The sequence below is a fragment of the Eubacterium sp. AM46-8 genome, assembly GCF_003466705.1.
Lineage (GTDB): Bacteria > Bacillota > Clostridia > Lachnospirales > Lachnospiraceae > Lachnospira.
This window is the reverse complement of sequence record NZ_QSEU01000006.1, coordinates 50,645-67,132: the sequence shown is the minus strand read 5'-3', so window position 1 is coordinate 67,132 and position 16,488 is coordinate 50,645. Positions and strand designations below refer to the sequence as shown.

The window sequence follows — 16,488 nt, the reverse complement described above, 5'->3', positions numbered from 1 at the left end:
AAAATATATTTACATTTTATAAAAGGAGATTATTATGAGACAGATAGATTTACATGTTCATTCCGCATGCTCTGACGGAACTGATTCTCCTGCTGTTCTGGTTGATAAGGCAGTCGATAAGGGACTTGCTGCATTTGCTCTTACCGACCATGACACTACCAGGGGAGTTAAGGAAGCTCTTTTAGCATGTAAAAAAGCAAATAACAACGGGCACAAGCTTGAAGTTATTCCCGGAGTTGAGATAAGTACTAATTATGATAATACTGAGATACATGTTGTCGGGCTTTTTATAGATTATAACGACAATGAATTCAATTCATTCCTTAATAAGCAGTTAAGTTCAAGAGATGAAAGAAATAAGCGGGTATGTGAACGCTTCCAGAATATAGGAATTAATATTACATATGAAGATATGCTAAAAACCTATGGCGATGCGGTAATTACAAGAGCACATTTTGCAGACAGACTTGTTGCAATTGGAGCTGTTGGTGATAGAAATGAAGCGTTTGACAGATATTTAGGTCAGGGAAAGCCTTGTTTTGTGCCAAGAGCCAAAGTTGACCCTGCAGAAGCTATTGAACGTATTCACCAAGCCGGCGGTATTGCAATCTTAGCTCACCCGGTTCTATATCATCTTGGCAATGCCAGATGAACAAATTGCTTGACCATATGTGCTCTGCCGGACTTGATGGAATTGAAGCCATATATTCAACCTACAAGATGGGTGATGAATTATCAATCAGACGGATTGCTTCTGAAAGAAATCTACTGATATCCGGCGGTTCTGATTATCATGGTAAGAATAAACCACATATCCAGCTTGGAACCGGCATGGGACATTTATTCGTTCCTTATGAACTGCTTGATAAGATGAAAGATTCCATGCCAATCACCAACACACAGAAGGAGACTTTCGATGAATAACAAAATTCAAAAAACTATACAACTCTTTTTTACTTTCATAAAAATAGGTGCATTTACTTTTGGAGGCGGTTATGCTATGTTACCACTGATTCAAAAAGAAATTGTTGAGAAGAAGCATTGGATAACTGATAATGATATTCTTGAAATAGTGGCTATCTCCGAGTCAACTCCCGGACCAATTGCAATTAATGCGGCTACTTTTGTTGGCTTTCGTATCTGTGGTTTTTGGGGTGCACTATTTGCAACACTTGGAGTTGTGATACCATCCTACCTGATTATTCTTATTATATCTTTTGTACTTAAAGAATTCCAAAGCATAAAAATCATACAATATGCCTTTAATGGTATCAGAGCTGGTGTACTTGCTCTAATTATCAAAGCTCTCTGGTCAATGTATATTCAATGTCCTAAGAATGTTATTTCCTATATAATTATGGCATGTTCTTTTGTTTTTACTGCCTTACTTAATGTAAATGTGCTTATTGTAATTATCAGCTGTGCAATATTAGGTTTAGTAACATCTATTACCATATTAAGGAGGAAATGTTAATGATTTATCTTGAGCTTTTTTATATTTTCTTAAAAATCGGTGCATTTACCTTTGGCGGTGGTTATGCTATGTTACCATTGATTCAGGATGAAGTTATTGCCCATAATTGGATAGATTCACAGTCACTTATTGATTTTATAGCAGTTAGCGAAAGTACACCCGGACCATTTGCTGTAAATATAGCAACATATGTAGGAGCAGAGGTTGGCGGTATTTTCGGTTCTTTTTGTGCAACACTCGGAGTGATACTCCCATCCTTTATTATCATTCTTATTGTTGCAAAATGTTTTATTCAATTTCAAAAAAGTATAGTCATAAAGGGATGTATGTCAGGATTAAAACCTGCTGTAGTTGGTTTGATTGGTTCTGCTGTAATTTCGATGAGTTCAACCGTTTTCATACCACATGGGTTTAATACTACTGTTTTTACTGATATTTCTTTTTATACAACATTAATTATATTTCTGATATCCGTAGTTTTAGCATTCAAAAAATTAAATCCAATTTTAATTATATGCTTATCCGCAATACTCGGAATAGTTTGCGGATACATATAATTAATTATAACAAAACATCATAAAAGACTCAGATTAATGGTTCTGGATAGTTTAAATTAATGCCTGTATCATTTTTCATCCACAACCTGGAAGATGTAGAATTTCAGATAATAGCTCTCCTGCGCCTCCCACAATATTGGGTGGTCAGGTGACTGTGTTCTGAACTCGACCTGACGGAGCCTTTTATGTACAGCCTTAGCGGCTTCCTTAATAGTCTTGGTAAGAAGCTCCTGTGTCATGAAGTGTGAGCATGAACAGCTTGCAAGATAGCCGCCGTCTTTGACAAGCTTAAGTCCCTTCATATTGATTTCCCTGTAGCCCTTAATTGCGTTCTTTGTAGCTTCCCTCGATTTGGTAAATGCCGGCGGGTCAAGTATTACAACGTCATATTTCTCACCTGCTTCGTTAAGCTTTGGAAGCTCATCCAATACATTTGCACATTTAAAATGTACTGTATCCTCAAGTCCGTTAAGCTTGGCATTGGCTCTCGCCTGTTCAACAGCATATTCTGATATATCAAGTCCAGTAACTTCCTTAGCACCTGCAATTCCTGCATTTAATGCAAATGTACCCATATGGGTAAAACAGTCTAATACCCTCTTGTCCTTGCACAGCTTCTGCATTGCAAGTCTGTTGTACTTCTGATCAAGAAAGAACCCGGTTTTCTGTCCATTCACAACATCTATCATGTAGTGGACACCATTCTCAACTATCTCAACATTAGTGTCAAATTCATCACCAATAAAGCCCTTTACTCTCTCCATCCCTTCAAGAGTACGGACTTTGGCATCGCTTCTTTCATATACTCCACGGATATCAATGCTCTTTTCACGAAGGATTTCCTTCACTTTTTCGACAATAAGCGACTTAAATCTGTCAATACCTAAAGCAAGCGATTCCACAACAAGCACATCTGAGTACTTATCTATAACAAGCCCCGGCAGAAAATCTGCCTCCCCAAATATAAGACGGCAGGCAGAGGTATCTACTGTGTCAAATCTGTACTCAACCGCAGCCCTTACTCTCTCCTCAATAAATGCTTCGTCAACAACATCTGTGTGTCTTGCAAGCATTCTTACTGTAATCTTGGATTTTCTGTTAATAAATCCGATTCCCATGAAATAATCATCAAAATCAAGCACCTCAACAAGATGTCCATCAATTATTCCGTCAGACATCCATTCAATTTCGTTATCATATACCCAGGCTCCACCTGCCTTTAAGGTTCTCCCTTCTCCTTTTCTTAATCGTATCTTTCCACATACACTGAATAAATCTTCCATTCTGTTCCTTCCTGTCAGATATTTCTGACATTTATCATAATTCTTCATAATATATTAATCCGTTGACGGATTACCAAGAAAATAAAACATACATACTCCTGCAACCGTAATAAGAAGCGACACAAGCTTAATCCATGAAAATGTAGTCTTCTCACTTCCAAACAATCCAAAAAGTCCTAGCAGATATGAAACAATTATCTGTGCAGCTACAATCGTAACCTCAGCTTTCGCAATTCCAAGACCACTTATACTTTTTATAACTGTAAATGTTATAAATGCACCTATCACACCTCCAAGAAGTGTAATCTTGTTATCAACCTTAAACAACTTCATGATATCAGGTCTTCCGTCAATTACCCACATAATCGCACAAGTCGCCAGTGCTGTCAACTGCACAAACATTGCCGTAACCCACACACTGCTCGCTTTCGTAACATTTGTATTAAATGCCCCCTGTAAACTCATAAGTGCTCCTGATATTATTGCAATCAAAAATCCTGCCATTAACTAACCTCCCCATTAATCTGCATAGAATAATTATTAGTTAATAACAGGATATTTATTCATAATGTTATTTAATACTCTGCGTACTGTTTTCATTATTATTTTTAGTTGTTTTTTCTATTGTTGTTGCAAATGTACTGTAAGCTGTATCAACATTTCCACCATCATATACCTGATGAAGCATAATTTCATATCTCATATACACTTCTCCTACTCCGATATATTTAGCTTTTACAACGGAGTCCGAATAAATCTGGTGTAACTTCTGATAGCTTTCTTCTCTCTTAACCTTTAAATCCGCCCTTGCACAGCTTTTCTTAGCCATAGTTCCAAGATAATCTGCATAATCATAAGATATTGCTCTCGCAACAGCCTTAGATGCATCTACGTTCTTAGTATATGGATTAACAACTGCCATTGTTGTAACAGACATTGCTCTTGAATCAAGATTGTCACCCATTGAAGGATACTCACATATTCCATAATCTACATCTGTAACATTAACCTCTGCAAGACTGTCTGCATCAAGCACCGTATAAAGCATATTTCCAGTAGAAAACAGATCCGAACAATCTTTAAGACTTACTGTATTCCTATCAATACCAAAGGCGTCCTTTAATTTTGCATATTCAGTAAGAGCTTTCTTTATCTGCTCATCATTAAGAGATACATCCGTGCTATCCTCAGCATTTTCTCCACCTATATTAATATAAGCGCCTGCTGCTGCATAATTAAGGAACATTGAGTCCGGATTCCACTGGAAAACCATTGAGACATCCTGATTCTCATCTGTAATCTGATAATTATCACTTATATTACGAATCTGTTCTATAGTATCAACTGCTTCTGCATATTTCTTATTATATACAAGAAATGAAGTGTTAAACGAAACCGGATAACCATATAGCTTTCCACCATATGAGCATGCTGTCATTGCAGCCTTTCCATACACATCTTCGTTATAAACCTCCGGGTACATATCATTCTCAGAAGTCAATCCTGAAAGATATGCTTTCTCTATCTCTTCAGATGTCAGAAAATATATATCACATGCATTATTATTCCTTACCGATTCGTCATATATATAATTAATATATGAATCAGCTTCTACATATACTGGCTTAACAGTTACCAATTCATTAGATTTCTTAAACTGTCTGGCAACGAATTCAAGATAAGACTCATATGCGCTGTCATTATACCAGACATTAACTGTAATAGGTCCACTAAGATTAAGCTTCTTCGCAGCCTGTGTCCTGTCATCTTTATTACCACAGCCTGCAAAGACTGTCAGCATGGTAACAATCAGCATCATACTGATAAATCTTCTTAATTTCATAAAGTAAACTCCTGATTCTAGAAGGATTTCTTAAGCTTAGCTATGCATTCATCTACATCTGCCTTAGTAATTACAAGTGGTGGAACAAATCTTATAACATTAGTTCCTGCTGAGAACAGAATAAGTCCGTTATCAAGTGCTCTCGCAATTACATCCTTAGGGTTGACTGATAACTCAAGCCCCTGCATAAGACCCATTCCTCGTCTTTCGACAACAACATCTACTGTCTCAACAAGCTCATCAAGCTTTTCTTCAAAGTAAGCAGATACTTCCTTGACATTATCTAATACATGCTGCTTCTCAAAAAGTTCGAACACCTTGGTTGCTGCTGCGCATGCAAGTGGATTACCACCGTATGTTGTTCCATGGTCTCCCGGAACCAATGCCTTCGCAACTTCCTCTGTCGCTGCAAATGCACCTACCGGAACTCCACAGCCAAGAGCCTTGGCAACTGTAAGGATATCAGGCTTAACGCCATACTGCTGGAATGCGAACATACTTCCTGTTCTTCCCATTCCGCACTGAATCTCATCAAGTATAAGAAGAATTCCCTTCTCATCACATAGCTTTCTTACACCTTCAATAAATTCTTTAGTAGCAGGATAAATTCCTCCTTCACCCTGTACTGTCTCAAATATTATAGCACAAGTTTTGTCATTAACAAGTTCCTTTACACTGTCAAGATCGTTATACTGTGCAAACTTAATTCCCGGTATCATAGGTCCGAATGCTTCCTGATAATGCTTATTACCAGTTACTGCAAGTGCTCCCATACTTCTTCCATGGAATGAATGCTGCATTGCAATAATCTCTGCATCAGCCTTTCCGTTCTTGACATAATAATATTTCTTTGCAAGCTTGACTGCACCTTCAATAGCCTCTGTACCACTGTTAGTAAAGAATACTCTGTCCATTCCTGAAGCCTTTGTAAGTGCTGTTGCAGCCTCTACAGCCGGTTCATTATAGAAATAATTAGATGTGTGTATAAGCTTATCAATCTGTGCCTTTAATGCATCGTTATATTCCTTATTGTTATAACCAAGTGCAAATACTGCTATACCCGCTCCAAAATCAAGATATTCTTTACCATCTGTATCATAAAGTCTGACTCCGTCCCCCTTATCAAGTACTATCTGGTAACGGTTGTATGTATGAATCAGTTTCTCTTCTGCTGTTTCTATAATCTGCTGTGTATTCATGATTACTCTCACTTTCCTATTCTTATGAGCACACATTTTCACATGAGCCAATATAATATTATAACCTCAAAGCTTACGGTTCGCAATTATTTATCTGAGTCGAAGAATTTTTCTGCATCATCTGAAAGAATAGCTGTACCAACACCCTTGTTAGTAAATATTTCAAGAAGAAGGCAGTGTGGAATTCTTCCATCAAGAATATGAACTCTTGATACACCATGCTCAATAGCATCTATGCAGTTATTAAGCTTAGGAAGCATACCGCCGCCAATTGTTCCACTCTCTAAAAGCGTTCTCGCCTCTGAAGTAGAAAGCTCAGATATAAGTGAATCCTTATCGTCAAAATCCTTATATACACCTTCAATATCTGTTAAAAATGCAAGCTTTTCAGCACTGACTGCTCTTGCGATGGCACATGCTGCATCATCAGCATTAATATTGTATGCATGGAAATTATCATCATATCCGATAGGACATATTACCGGTAAGAAATCGTCCTTAAGCAATGAATCAAGAAGTGTTGTATCAACATCTGTTACTTCTCCAACATATCCTATGTCCTCACCCTTAGAATACTTCTTCTCAACCTTTAACATGCCGCCATCCTTACCACTGATACCGCATGCCTTAACTCCAAGCTGCTCAATCATTGACACAAGACTCTTATTAACCTTGTTAAGAACCATCTCGGCAATCTCCATAGTTGGTTCGTCTGTAACTCTTAAACCATTCTTGAATTCAGGTGTCATGCCTGACTTTTCAACCCATTTGCTGATTTCCTTACCACCACCATGAACGATGATTGGCTTAAAACCAACGAGTTTAAGAAGAACTACATCCTGAATAACTTTTCTCTTAAGTTCTTCATCTACCATAGCACTTCCGCCGTACTTAACTACAATTATCTTTCTGTTAAACTTCTGAATATAAGGAAGTGCCTCAACAAGCACCTGTGCCTTCATAAGTTCCTCTGTCATATCTTTTGCGCTCATAATAATCTCCATTTCATATTTATTCAGATATATTTGCTTTAAAATGCTGTGTCAGATTAGCTTCTGTAATCAGCATTTATCTTGACATAATCAAATGTAAGGTCACAGCCCCATGCTGTAGCGCTTGCATCCCCCTGCTTAACATCAGCAACAGCAATTACAGGATTCTGTGAAAGTATTTCTGTTGCTTTCTCCTCACTGTAGTCTGTAGCAGTTCCATCTTTAACAATCTGAAGCTCACCTGCTTCACTCTTAAAGAATATATCAACCTTTTCAGGGTCAAAGTCAGCACCAGAATATCCCATTGCACAGAGGATTCTTCCCCAGTTAGCGTCATGTCCGAATATTGCTGCCTTAGTAAGACTTGATGTAACAATTGACTTAGCAAGTGTCTTGGCTTCTGCCTTAGTTGTTGCACCCTTTACCTGAACCTCGAAAAGACATGTACATCCTTCGCCGTCACCTGCAATCATCTTGGAAAGCTCTGTAAATACATAGCTTAAGCCTTCATAGAAAGCATTATAATCAGCACCCTCTTCTGTAATCTTCTTGTTGCCAGCCATTCCGTTAGCAAGAACAAGGGCTGTATCATTAGTTGATGTATCTCCATCAACTGATATCATGTTAAATGAATCATCAACAATTGCACTTGTCATCTTCTGAAGAAGTGCCTTGTCAATATCGCAGTCTGTTGTTATGTAGCAGAGCATTGTTGCCATGTTAGGATGAATCATTCCTGCACCCTTGCACATACCACCGATTGTTACCTTAGTACCAGCAACCTCTACTTCTACAGCAACCTGCTTACTTCTTGTATCTGTAGTCATAATTGCCTCTGCTGCCTGTGTTCCTGCTTCTAATGAAGCATCAAGCATTGGAGCAAGCTTTTCAATTCCTGCACAGATTCTGTCAACAGGAAGCTGCATTCCGATAACACCTGTTGAACCAATAAGTACTGCATTCTCCGGTACATCCAGCACCTTTGCGACTGCCTTTGCTTCTTCTGCACATGCATTATCTCCTTCAACACCTGTACATGCATTGGCAACACCGCTGTTTACAACTACAGCCTGTGCAAAGTCTTCATTATATACAATGTTTCTGTCCCATTTGACAGGAGCTGCAAATACTTTGTTAGTTGTAAATGTTCCTGCTGTAACACATGGCTTCTCGCTGTATACAAGTGCCATATCTTTCTTTCCGTTCTTATATTTAATCTGTGCTTCACATCCGGCAGCCTTGAATCCTTTAGCTGCTGTAACACCGCCTTTAATTATATTCATAACATCCTCCTATTGTACCATCACATATACTCTGTCATTGTGCATATTTCGTCGTGTAAATTCTTAATTTACGCTACATTTATTATGGAAACATTGGTGCAAGCTGTAATCCCTCATTCTCTGGAAGTCCGAAGAGAAGGTTCATATTCTGTACTGCCTGACCTGCTGCACCCTTAACAAGATTATCTAACGCACCCATCATTATAAGTCTGTTAGTTCTTGGCTCAATCTTAAATCCTATATCAACAAAGTTGCTTCCCTCAACCCAGCGTGTTTCAGGGCATACATCTTTAGGAAGTACTCTTACGAAATATTCTTTATCATAGTACTTGTCATATGCTGCCTTGACATCTTCGTATGTAACATCTTTGGCAAGGTTGGCATATGCTGTTACAAGAATTCCTCTGTTCATTGGAACCAAATGTGGTGTGAAGATAAGCTTTAAATCGTCTCTTCCACACGCATATCCCAGCTGCTCCTCAATCTCAGGTGTATGTCTGTGAGTTCCTACACCATATGCCTTCATGCTTTCATTAACTTCACAGAAAAGGTTGGCAACCTTAGCGCCACGTCCTGCACCTGAAGTTCCACTCTTGGCATCAATTATAATTGTATCCGGATTGATTATTCCTTCCTTAACCATTGGATAAAGTGTAAGAATTGATGTTGTTGTATAGCAGCCCGGATTCGCAATGATTCTTGTATCTTTGCTCACCTTGTCTCTGTTAATCTCACATAAGCCATAGACAGCTTCATCAATATACTGTGGTGCTTTATGCTCAAGCTTATACCACTGCTCATATACATTAACATCTTTAAGTCTGAAATCAGCACTCAGATCTATAATCTTAGTCTTTGAAAGAATTTCGTCATTAACAAGTGATGCACATAAGCCCTGTGGAGTTGCTGTAAATATAACATCAACCTCATTGGCAAGCTGTTCCATATTGTCGTCCATACATTTTGCATCTACAAGCTTAAACATGTTTCTATATACATCTGAATAATTCTGATCTATGTAACTTCTCGAACCGAGCCATACAATCTCTGCATCCTTATGTCCTAATAATAATCTGACAAGCTCGTTACCTGCGTAACCTGTCGCACCGATAATGCCTACTTTAATCATAACTCCTCCTTGTTTTGCGAAGCAAAATGCATATATTCAAAATTTATGCATAAAATAACGCAAAATGTAAATTGATAACCTACATTATAGCAACTTTTTTTCTTATGTAAAGGATATTTTGAAGAAATTTTATATTTATACATTTTCATTGCATATTTGTGCATAATATGCATAATTTGTTGTTGCATTTTTAAATAAAGTAGTTTATTATAATCTGCAGGTGCATAGCATATGTGTTTTACTATGTAAACTTAATAATATACGGAGGAATATATAATGAAAGAAAAAGTTATTCTTGCTTATTCTGGCGGACTTGACACAACTGCCATCATCCCTTGGTTAAAGGAAACATACAACTATGATGTTGTCTGCGTATGTGCAGACTGTGGTCAGGAAGAGGAGTTGGACGGACTTGAGCAGAGAGCTCTCTCATGTGGTGCTGCTAAGTTATATATAGAAGATATCACTGATGAGTTCTGCGACAACTACATCGTTCCATGTGTTCAGGCACACGCTGTTTATGAAAATAAATATTTACTTGGTACATCAATGGCAAGACCTCTTATCGCTAAGAGACTTGTTGAGATTGCCCGTAAGGAAGGTGCTGTTGCTATCTGCCACGGTGCTACTGGTAAGGGTAATGACCAGATCAGATTCGAACTTACAATCAAGGCTTTAGCTCCAGATATCAAGATTATCGCTCCTTGGAGAGATTCTAACTGGAAGCTTCAGTCTCGTGAAGATGAGATTGAATACTGCAGACAGCATGGTATTCATCTTCCATTCAGCACAGACTGCAGCTACAGCCGTGACCGTAACATCTGGCATATCAGCATGAAGGTCTTGAGCTTGAAGACCCAGCTAACGAGCCTAACTACAAGCATTTATTAGTTCTTGGATGCACTCCTGAGGAAGCTCCGGATGAACCAGAATATGTTACTATGACATTTGAAAAAGGTGTTCCAAAGTCAGTTAACGGCAAGGCTATGAAGGTTTCTGATATTATCAGAGAGCTTAACAGACTTGGTGCTAAGCATGGTATCGGTATCATTGATATCGTTGAGAACCGTGTTGTAGGTATGAAGTCCCGTGGTGTATATGAGACTCCTGGTGGAACAATTCTTTACGAAGCTCATCAGCAGCTTGAGGAATTAGTTCTCGACAGAGACACAACAACATTCAAGATGGATGTTGGAAACAAGTTTGCACAGGTTGTTTACGAAGGAAAGTGGGAGACACCTCTTCGTGAAGCACTTCAGGCATTCGTTGAGAAGACTCAGGAATATGTAACAGGTGAAGTTAAGTTCAGACTTTACAAGGGTAACATCATCAAGGCTGGAACAACATCTCCATATTCACTTTACAATGAGTCAATTGCATCATTCAAGACAGGTGATATGTATGATCATCACGATGCTGACGGATTCATCAACCTCTTCGGTCTTTCACTTAAGGTAAGAGCTATGAAGAAGCTTGAGAACGAGAAGAAGAACAATAAGTAATTAAAGAATATAACAAAAACATCCCCGGCATGGTTATTAATCATGCCGGGGATGTTGCTTTTATAATCCATTATGATTTCCTATCAATTCATAAAAAATTCCCCGCTTATATGTTAATTTTGCAGCTTTTCCTATTCAATCTTATATAGAAAACCATTTTTTGACTGAATATTCCTATAGCGCTACTGATTTTTCTGACTTTATAGGTTAGTTTATTAACTATCATTATAGTCTCATGTGTTTTCGACCTATAAGACTTTCAAATATTCGACTACCTATAGGTATCATGTTGTCCAGATTAATTATATATCATGATAATCTGGCTGATTGGACTTTTTCTCTGCTTTCTCATATGCTAATGTCCAATAACTTATTAACTACAAGGCGGATTGGACACTACAAGCAGCTTATTCAGCAAAAAGTCCAATCTTTCCAGATTTCACAACAATTCTGGACCTTTTACCTCATTCTCTTGCTTGTAAGGTCCAATCCTCCACACTTTCTCACTCAATTTGGACTTCCACATGCCTCTTCACCACCACAGCGTCCAATCCGCCACCACAGTTCCACCACATATTACACTCCACCTGCCAATCCACCGCACAAAAGTCTTCCGTGAGAATGAAGTCAGGCGACTATACAACTCGTTTTCAAGCCGTTGCGAAGACGCCGGCATTTAGTAAGCTGGGACAGTTGGCTTAAAGCCAACAAATCCCAGCGAACTTAGTAGCGCTGCGTCGTAGAACGAGCGCAAGCGTGTTTGAAAATGATATATACAGCAGCCTGTCTCCCACATCCGCACAAAAACCTACCCCTGAAACTTCTCTCTGTCAATCTCCTTCTCTTCCACTTTCCTGTTGACATATGTCCGAAGCAGCGCATAACACACTGAGCTGATTGGAATAAATGTAAGCATACCCATTATACCAAACAGATTGCCACCGATTGTAACAGCAACAAGCACCCATATTCCCGGCAGTCCAACTGAACTTCCGACAACATGAGGATATATAAGATTTCCTTCAATCTGTTGTAATATAAGGAATACTCCCACAAATATAAGTGCCTTTAACGGGCTTGTCATCATTATAAGAATCACACCGACTATACATCCGATAAATGCACCGACAATCGGAATAAGTGCAGTAACCGCAATAATAATTCCTATAAGAAGTGCATAAGGCATTCTCAATATAGACAATGTAATAACAAACATCGTTCCAAGAATACATGCTTCAAGGCATTGTCCTGACAGGAAATTAGAGAATGTAGTGTTGGTAAGTCTTAACACTTCAATAATTTTATCTGCCCTGTTCTCAGGCATGCACACATACATAAGCTTCTTGCATTGCGCTGTAAGCCTCTCTTTCTGAAACAGCACATACACAGAAAAGACAAATCCAATAAAGAAATTAGTGACTCCTGAGAAAAATCCGCTTATTGCACCAATTCCTCCATTGATAATTCCTTTAGTTCCTATTGAAAGGAAATTCATAACATTTGAAAGAACAGAATCCCAGTTGATTGATATGCTGCTTAACTTTTCCTCATACTCAGGATATGCAGACAGCTTGACCTGCAGCCAGTTGATAAGATTATTAACTGCTGTCGGCACCTGTCCTATAAGGTCAGCTATTGTGTTCACCAGTTCAGGCACAACCACAAAAAGTACACCTGCAATAATAGCCAGTATCAAAATCAATGTAAGCATATAAGCAAGCACTCTTATAAGTCTGGGATGCTTCTTCTTACAACGCTTGTCAAACAGCCTGTTAAGTCCTTTTTCAATTGCTTTCATAGGTACATTGAATACAAATGCGATGACCGCGCCAATTATAAATGGCATTACAAGTCCTGCAAGATATGATATAGAATCAAGAATTCCAGTCACATTGTTAAGGGCAAGGTATATTACAATTAGCACTGCGCCTATCGTAATTCCCTTAACAACCTGACTGTCTTTAAAATGTCCTTTGTTCATACAACCCCTCCACTCTTTAAAGTTACTTCTAATATACTATACAGAAGTCCGGGATTCAAACATATTATATAAATTTAAGAATTGTAAAATGTTAGTTATACTGTGCATCAACCATACTCATCATCATTCGCATATTGAATGCTCCCATGAACTTCACTGATGGAAGATATACAAAATGCCTCTTCTGGATTACGCAGTCATCCTCATATTCATCATCATACACTTCAAGTCTCATAACTTCATTAACAAACTGTCCCTTACCCGGTTCAACATTGAATGCACCCTCAATAAATGGTGCGAAGCAGTCACGCTCACCACTCTGGTCAGGATCATATGCAATAAATGTATGAATCATACTTTCATATTTAGTAATAAACAGTCCATTATCTGCACCGCTTTCCTTTAGTGCATTTCTGTAATTGTCCATCTCTTCTTCATACACTGCTGACTGTTTGTTAATAATCTCTTCTAACTCACCCGCAGTCATAGGAATATTTTCTGCAAAGAAAAATGCGAGTGGCTGGATGCTTCCATATAATAAAAAGCAGCTCATATCCGAATTAAGAGTCTGTGATACCTCAAGCTTATCAGTGTCACCCATATACATAAGAACTGCAAAATTGCCCTTAGAAGTAAACTCCTTAAGCATATTAATAGCTGCCTTTAATTCTGTTCTAGAAAAATGTCTCATAATATCCAATTCCTTTTCATTTAAACTATCGTAGATTATATCACCTATGACTGATATTTTCACTTCCAAATTTTACTTTTCAGAAATTTTTCTCTTTCTGTCAGCAATAATAACTATCACAGAAACAAGTGTTGCTGCAGCAATTATTGAAACATACATTACCGCTTTCCGCATCACTGCTCTGTGCTATGCTAGATGTAGAACTCATAGTTGTCGGCTGCTCTGTCGATGGCTGATATGGATTCGTTGTATACAGTCCACTTATATTAAGATGTGCATTAAGAATATTTCTTACTTCCTTCATTCCAGCTTCAAGCGTGCCAGTCTTTTTATTCATATTTTGTGGGTTCATCTTTTTGGACCATTTCATGTCATTTCTCTGCTTTAACGTCCAATCCTAGATTCCTCGACTCCCATTTTGGACTTCAACATGCCTTCCCGCTACTCTAACGTCCAATCTGCCACTCCTTGGCTTCCTTTTTGGACTTCAACATGCCTTCCCACTACTCTAACGTCCAATCCGACACTCTCCAACTCCCATTTTGGACTTCAACATACCTTCTCTCCGCTTTAACGTCCAATCCGACACCATGAAAAACATAACATCCGGCACACAAGAAAACGGCAGCCGCCCTGTTAATCAAACAGGACGGCTGCCTCTATAAAAAGATTAGGAAAGTAAGAAAGCTTTATCACAGAGCGTCGTTACCGGTTTCACCGGTTCTTATCTTGACTGCTCCCTCAATATCCTTGATGAATATCTTACCATCACCAAAACTGTTAGTATTAAGTTCTTCCAATACCTTATTAATTATACCCTCAACTATCTCGTCTTTTACGACAGTTCTTACACTTAATTTAGGTAAAAGATTTATACCCGGAGTTTCATCTCTTGTATATACCTGACCTGCGCCCTTCTGGTGACCGTAACCAAATATTGTTGTAATCATTACACCTCTTGCACCCTCACTGTCAAGAATCCTTTTAAGATTCTCAAGCTTCTCAGGCTTTATAACTATCTCTAATTCTTTCATAATCCATAACCTCTCTTCTATGTTTTTATGATGCCATCTCATTATAGATTTCTTCATACGGCATCTTTGTCCTCTCTGTTTTCACACCCTAATATTCCTTATCACCATCAGGTGTCTTCATCCATACCTTTTCATGCTTCCACTTAATAAGAATCATATACAGCCAGAGGATAAGACCTACACCCATATATCCTGCAAATCCCAACCATGTTGCCTTTCCGATACCGATAGTACAGAAGAATGCGATAATTGCCATAATTATAAGAGAGGCTATCTTAAGTCCTGTTGCACATTTGTATGGTCTCTCCCATTCAGGATGCTTCTTTAAAAGCACCAGTGAAGATATTGAAGTAATCACATAACACAATGCACACGCGAATGCCATCAGGTCAAAGAATGCTGTAATGCTCTGCATTGCAATGAATCCAATACTTACAACAAGAATAAGTATGTTAGGAAGTGTTGGCTGGTTGTATTTATTAGTGTATGCGAACTGCTTTGGAAGGAAATTCTGACGACCCATAGCGTATATCATACGGACGCCTGAATACCAGAAACCAAGTACTGATGTACCAATTGGGAATACAACTCCAACAATACCCATTATAAGGACAAACCATGCAATCTTATCACCGAAGCAGTACTGTAATGCTTCAAATGTGATGAATGGGTGGCAGTCACCGCCATTAGTAAGCTCTGCCCAAGGCATTGCACCTGCAAGACAGAAGTAGAAAATTGTATATATAGCACCACATGTTATAACTGAACCAAGAATAGCTTTCTTCTGGTCCTTAATTGGGAAGTCGCCCTCCTCAACCATTGCCGGTACTGTCTCAAATCCGAAATATGGTGTTATCATAAATGAACAACCGACAACCCATGCAATACCGGTTGCAAAGTTACCACCCCACTGCTTTTCATTGCTGCTTGTAAAGAAATCTGCGAAATTAGCAATGCTCCAGTGTCCGCTGAACAGGAAAAGTAATGAACAGATAAGAATACCTGCGATACCTGCCATAAGCATGAATGACTGAACCTTGCCTGCTACAACATTTTTATAAAGACTGAGTACACACCAGAAGCACAGTACTAATGAACCGACAATAACTGCCTTGCCGCCTGTAAGTCCCAGACCAAACTGATGATTTAACCATTCGATAATTCCAAGTACACCTGCTGCAGGAACGGCTATCCATGCACACATAATAAGCCACGCTGACCAGAAACCTGCATGCTTGTTAATACCTACCGTATTGAATACCAGACACGAACCTGTACTTGGTAACATTGTCGAGAATTCAGCATACACAAATGCTGTCGGCAGTACTGCCAGTGTCATAAGTGCAAATGCCAAGAATGTTCCGGGACCTGTATATGACATGAATATACCATCCCAGTAACACATAAATGTAAATATTGCTCCCGTTGCCATCGCATATACATAAATCAGCTTCATTGATTTAGATAATGCATTTGTTTTCTTTTCGCCCATAATAGCTTCCTCCCTTATTGTTGTTCAT

General features: G+C 38.6%; 16 protein-coding genes and 1 pseudogene. 5 read left to right on the top strand and 12 right to left on the bottom strand.

Annotated features, from left to right (window positions below; translation table 11 throughout):
- Positions 1 to 34: 34 nt before the first annotated feature.
- From DW963_RS05660 to DW963_RS05650, 4 genes are read left to right on the top strand one after another with little or no spacing between them, the layout of a single operon-like run.
- On the top strand, positions 35 to 652 hold the full coding sequence (locus tag DW963_RS05660) for a PHP domain-containing protein (protein WP_286169075.1): 618 nt from the start codon (positions 35 to 37) through the stop codon (positions 650 to 652).
- Positions 649 to 924 (top strand): PHP domain-containing protein, encoded by a 276-nt coding sequence (locus tag DW963_RS13615; RefSeq protein ID WP_286169074.1) that lies wholly within the window; start codon positions 649 to 651, stop codon positions 922 to 924. Before DW963_RS05660 ends, DW963_RS13615 begins: the two co-directional genes overlap by 4 nt.
- Positions 917 to 1,474: a chromate transporter gene (locus DW963_RS05655; protein ID WP_117914194.1), complete on the top strand. Its 558-nt coding sequence runs from the start codon at positions 917 to 919 to the stop codon at positions 1,472 to 1,474. Before DW963_RS13615 ends, DW963_RS05655 begins: the two co-directional genes overlap by 8 nt.
- Positions 1,474 to 2,031: a chromate transporter gene (locus DW963_RS05650; protein ID WP_173016939.1), complete on the top strand. Its 558-nt coding sequence runs from the start codon at positions 1,474 to 1,476 to the stop codon at positions 2,029 to 2,031. Before DW963_RS05655 ends, DW963_RS05650 begins: the two co-directional genes overlap by 1 nt.
- 68 nt (positions 2,032 to 2,099) lie before the next feature.
- Here the strand turns inward: DW963_RS05650 and DW963_RS05645 are convergent, their stop codons facing one another.
- The 7 genes from DW963_RS05645 to argC all read right to left on the bottom strand — a co-directional run bounded on the left by DW963_RS05645 (position 2,100) and on the right by argC (position 9,760).
- On the bottom strand, positions 2,100 to 3,314 hold the full coding sequence (locus tag DW963_RS05645; RefSeq protein WP_117914304.1) for a class I SAM-dependent rRNA methyltransferase: 1,215 nt from the start codon (positions 3,312 to 3,314) through the stop codon (positions 2,100 to 2,102).
- Positions 3,315 to 3,368: 54 nt separating this feature from the next.
- Positions 3,369 to 3,818, bottom strand: a complete 450-nt coding sequence (locus tag DW963_RS05640) for a DMT family transporter (protein WP_117914192.1) — start codon at positions 3,816 to 3,818, stop codon at positions 3,369 to 3,371.
- Positions 3,819 to 3,885: 67 nt separating this feature from the next.
- Positions 3,886 to 5,157, bottom strand: a complete 1,272-nt coding sequence (locus DW963_RS05635) for a sugar ABC transporter substrate-binding protein (RefSeq protein WP_117914191.1) — start codon at positions 5,155 to 5,157, stop codon at positions 3,886 to 3,888.
- Between the two features lie 17 nt (positions 5,158 to 5,174).
- Positions 5,175 to 6,356, bottom strand: coding sequence for an aspartate aminotransferase family protein (locus DW963_RS05630; RefSeq protein WP_117914190.1), 1,182 nt, complete (start codon positions 6,354 to 6,356; stop codon positions 5,175 to 5,177).
- An 86-nt stretch (positions 6,357 to 6,442) separates the two neighbouring features.
- Complete coding sequence (argB, locus tag DW963_RS05625) at positions 6,443 to 7,348, bottom strand: acetylglutamate kinase (protein ID WP_117914189.1); 906 nt, start codon at positions 7,346 to 7,348, stop codon at positions 6,443 to 6,445.
- A gap of 56 nt (positions 7,349 to 7,404) precedes the next feature.
- Positions 7,405 to 8,631, bottom strand: coding sequence for a bifunctional glutamate N-acetyltransferase/amino-acid acetyltransferase ArgJ (argJ, locus tag DW963_RS05620; RefSeq protein ID WP_117914188.1), 1,227 nt, complete (start codon positions 8,629 to 8,631; stop codon positions 7,405 to 7,407).
- Positions 8,632 to 8,713: 82 nt separating this feature from the next.
- Entirely contained in the window at positions 8,714 to 9,760 is a 1,047-nt protein-coding gene (argC, locus tag DW963_RS05615; protein ID WP_055288071.1) for an N-acetyl-gamma-glutamyl-phosphate reductase, read from the bottom strand.
- 276 nt (positions 9,761 to 10,036) lie between these two features.
- Here argC and DW963_RS05605 point away from each other — a divergent pair.
- Positions 10,037 to 11,262 (top strand): annotated as a pseudogene (locus DW963_RS05605) (argininosuccinate synthase).
- Between the two features lie 808 nt (positions 11,263 to 12,070).
- Here the strand turns inward: DW963_RS05605 and DW963_RS05600 are convergent.
- From DW963_RS05600 to DW963_RS05580, 5 genes are all read right to left on the bottom strand, one after another.
- On the bottom strand, positions 12,071 to 13,243 hold the full coding sequence (locus DW963_RS05600; protein ID WP_117914186.1) for an AI-2E family transporter: 1,173 nt from the start codon (positions 13,241 to 13,243) through the stop codon (positions 12,071 to 12,073).
- A gap of 91 nt (positions 13,244 to 13,334) precedes the next feature.
- Positions 13,335 to 13,934, bottom strand: coding sequence for a hypothetical protein (locus DW963_RS05595; RefSeq protein WP_117914185.1), 600 nt, complete (start codon positions 13,932 to 13,934; stop codon positions 13,335 to 13,337).
- A gap of 100 nt (positions 13,935 to 14,034) precedes the next feature.
- Entirely contained in the window at positions 14,035 to 14,304 is a 270-nt protein-coding gene (locus tag DW963_RS05590) for a hypothetical protein (protein WP_117914184.1), read from the bottom strand.
- A 322-nt stretch (positions 14,305 to 14,626) separates the two neighbouring features.
- Positions 14,627 to 14,968 carry a P-II family nitrogen regulator gene (locus DW963_RS05585; protein WP_117914183.1) on the bottom strand — a complete coding sequence of 114 codons (342 nt, stop codon included), beginning with the start codon at positions 14,966 to 14,968 and terminating at the stop codon, positions 14,627 to 14,629.
- A gap of 88 nt (positions 14,969 to 15,056) precedes the next feature.
- Positions 15,057 to 16,460: an APC family permease gene (locus DW963_RS05580; RefSeq protein ID WP_117914182.1), complete on the bottom strand. Its 1,404-nt coding sequence runs from the start codon at positions 16,458 to 16,460 to the stop codon at positions 15,057 to 15,059.
- Between the last annotated feature and the right edge of the window lie 28 nt (positions 16,461 to 16,488).

Excerpts from the sequence above, each read along its gene's own strand:
- DW963_RS05660 (WP_286169075.1), top strand. The coding sequence starts at position 35 with ATGAGACAGATAGATTTACATGTTCATTCCGCATGCTCTGACGGAACT.
- DW963_RS13615 (WP_286169074.1), top strand. The coding sequence starts at position 649 with ATGAACAAATTGCTTGACCATATGTGCTCTGCCGGACTTGATGGAATT.
- DW963_RS05655 (WP_117914194.1), top strand. The coding sequence starts at position 917 with ATGAATAACAAAATTCAAAAAACTATACAACTCTTTTTTACTTTCATA.
- DW963_RS05650 (WP_173016939.1), top strand. The coding sequence starts at position 1,474 with ATGATTTATCTTGAGCTTTTTTATATTTTCTTAAAAATCGGTGCATTT.
- DW963_RS05645 (WP_117914304.1), bottom strand. The coding sequence starts at position 3,314 with ATGGAAGATTTATTCAGTGTATGTGGAAAGATACGATTAAGAAAAGGA.
- DW963_RS05640 (WP_117914192.1), bottom strand. The coding sequence starts at position 3,818 with ATGGCAGGATTTTTGATTGCAATAATATCAGGAGCACTTATGAGTTTA.
- DW963_RS05635 (WP_117914191.1), bottom strand. The coding sequence starts at position 5,157 with ATGAAATTAAGAAGATTTATCAGTATGATGCTGATTGTTACCATGCTG.
- DW963_RS05630 (WP_117914190.1), bottom strand. The coding sequence starts at position 6,356 with ATGAATACACAGCAGATTATAGAAACAGCAGAAGAGAAACTGATTCAT.
- argB (WP_117914189.1), bottom strand. The coding sequence starts at position 7,348 with ATGAGCGCAAAAGATATGACAGAGGAACTTATGAAGGCACAGGTGCTT.
- argJ (WP_117914188.1), bottom strand. The coding sequence starts at position 8,631 with ATGAATATAATTAAAGGCGGTGTTACAGCAGCTAAAGGATTCAAGGCT.
- argC (WP_055288071.1), bottom strand. The coding sequence starts at position 9,760 with ATGATTAAAGTAGGCATTATCGGTGCGACAGGTTACGCAGGTAACGAG.
- DW963_RS05600 (WP_117914186.1), bottom strand. The coding sequence starts at position 13,243 with ATGAACAAAGGACATTTTAAAGACAGTCAGGTTGTTAAGGGAATTACG.
- DW963_RS05595 (WP_117914185.1), bottom strand. The coding sequence starts at position 13,934 with ATGAGACATTTTTCTAGAACAGAATTAAAGGCAGCTATTAATATGCTT.
- DW963_RS05590 (WP_117914184.1), bottom strand. The coding sequence starts at position 14,304 with ATGAAATGGTCCAAAAAGATGAACCCACAAAATATGAATAAAAAGACT.
- DW963_RS05585 (WP_117914183.1), bottom strand. The coding sequence starts at position 14,968 with ATGAAAGAATTAGAGATAGTTATAAAGCCTGAGAAGCTTGAGAATCTT.
- DW963_RS05580 (WP_117914182.1), bottom strand. The coding sequence starts at position 16,460 with ATGGGCGAAAAGAAAACAAATGCATTATCTAAATCAATGAAGCTGATT.